This is a genomic window from Streptomyces sp. NPDC006385 (genome assembly GCF_040612485.1).
Lineage (GTDB): Bacteria > Actinomycetota > Actinomycetes > Streptomycetales > Streptomycetaceae > Streptomyces.
The window spans coordinates 1-1,722 of record NZ_JBEXQG010000172.1 but is presented as its reverse complement, the minus strand read 5'-3'; the positions used below and the strand labels follow the sequence as shown (position 1 = coordinate 1,722).

2 protein-coding genes are annotated in these 1,722 nt (G+C 70.7%); both read right to left on the bottom strand.

Annotated features, from left to right (window positions below):
* Positions 1–51 precede the first annotated feature (51 nt).
* Positions 52–1,077 carry a Gfo/Idh/MocA family oxidoreductase gene (locus ABZ078_RS44355; RefSeq protein ID WP_356584382.1) on the bottom strand — a complete coding sequence of 342 codons (1,026 nt, stop codon included), beginning with the start codon at positions 1,075–1,077 and terminating at the stop codon, positions 52–54.
* Between the two features lie 25 nt (positions 1,078–1,102).
* Positions 1,103–1,722: sugar phosphate isomerase/epimerase (locus ABZ078_RS44350; protein ID WP_356584380.1), on the bottom strand; the 620-nt coding region annotated here is incomplete at its 5' end.

Below are 1,722 nucleotides of genomic sequence, written 5' to 3'. Positions count from 1 at the left end.
GGGGAGTTCCCCGGCGCCCGACCGTTTCTGTGAGTCCTGGTACGGCTTCTGTCAGTCCTGGTACAGCGCGGGCCGGTCGACCAGGTCCACCGCGGCCCGGCCGCCGTCCTCCAGCGCCCGTACGCCCGCCTCGCACACGGCCGCGACGGCGTACCCGTCCCAGGCGCTGGGGCCGGTGACCTCACCGCGCCGGGTGGCGTCCACCCATGCCTGCACCTCACGGTCGTAGGCGTCGGCGAACCGCTCGATGTAGTCCTGGGCGATGATGCCGCCCCAGCGGCCGGCCGCGTTCGTGACCATGGCGTGGCCGTCGCCCACGCGGGCGGTGCCGCGTTCGCAGACCACCTCGGCCTGGACCTGGTAGCCGAAGCCGCAGTTGACGAAGATCTCGACGTCGACGATCGCGCCGCCGTCGGTCTCGAAGACCACGAACTGCGGGTCCCGGATGCCGTCGGGCGCGTTGCCGGACGGCGCCGGGGCGAGCACGGTGACGGCCGTGATCTCGTGCCCGAGCAGCCAGCGCGTCACGTCCATCTCGTGCGTCACCGAGTCGTTGATGAGCATCGCGCTGGTCCAGCCGGGTGGGCTGGCGACGTTGCGGTGCCGGTTGTGCAGCATCAGGGGGCGGCCCAACTGGCCCGTCTCCAGAAGGGCCTTGAGCTTCATGTACTCGGCGTCGTAGCGCCGCATGAAGCCCACCTGGATCCGGCGGTGGCCCAGCTTCTGCTCGGCCTCCAGCACCCGCAGGGCGGAGGCCGCGTCCGGAGTGAGCGGCTTCTCGCACAGCACCGGCAGATCGTGCTCGAAGGCTGTGCGGAGCGCCGCCTCGTGGGCGGGGCCCGGGGAGGCGATGACCACCGCGTCGACGTCGGCCGCCGACATCGCGGCGTCCGGGTCGGTGTGGGCGGTACAGCCGTCGACGCGGGCGGCGACCGCTTCGGCCCGCTCCGCGTCGACGTCCACGACGGCGGTCACCCGTGCCCCGCTGATGACCTCGTCGATACGGCGCACATGGTCCGCGCCCATCTTTCCGGTGCCGATGACGGCGACTCCGAGCGTCTCCTTGCGCTGGGTCATGACGATCGGCCGTCCTTTCGGGTCGTCAGGCGCCGCAGGACTTCAGGAACTTACGGGTGCGGACGGCGATGGGCAGGGGCCGGTCCGGCTCGCACGGGTACATGTCCTGCTCGACGATGGCGAACAGGTCCACGTTCAGTTTCTGCGCGGCCTCCAGGACCGGCCCCAACTCCGGTACGCCGCCCGGGGGTTCGCACATCACACCGCGCTGGACCGCGGGTCCGAACGGGATCTCGTTCCGCACCACGTCCGCGAGGATCTCCGGGTCCACCTGCTTGAGGTGCAGATAGCCGATGCGCTCGCCGTAGGTCTCGATCAGCTTGACGCTGTCGCCACCGCAGTAGGCGTAGTGCCCCGTGTCCAGGCACAGGTTGACCAGGTCGGAGTCGGTCGAGTCGAGGAAGCGCTCGACGTGGGCCTCGGTGTCGATGTGGGTGTCGGCGTGCGGGTGCACGACGATGTCGAGACCGTACGCCTCCCGCACCTCGTGACCGAGCCGCTCCATGCCCTTGGTCAGGTGCGCCCACTGCTCGCCGGTGAGCTCCGGCGGCTCCAGGATCTCGGCGGTCTTGTCGTCCCGCCAGAAGGACGGGATGACGACCAGGTGCTTCGCGCCCATCGCCTGGGTGAGCGCGGCGACCTGGC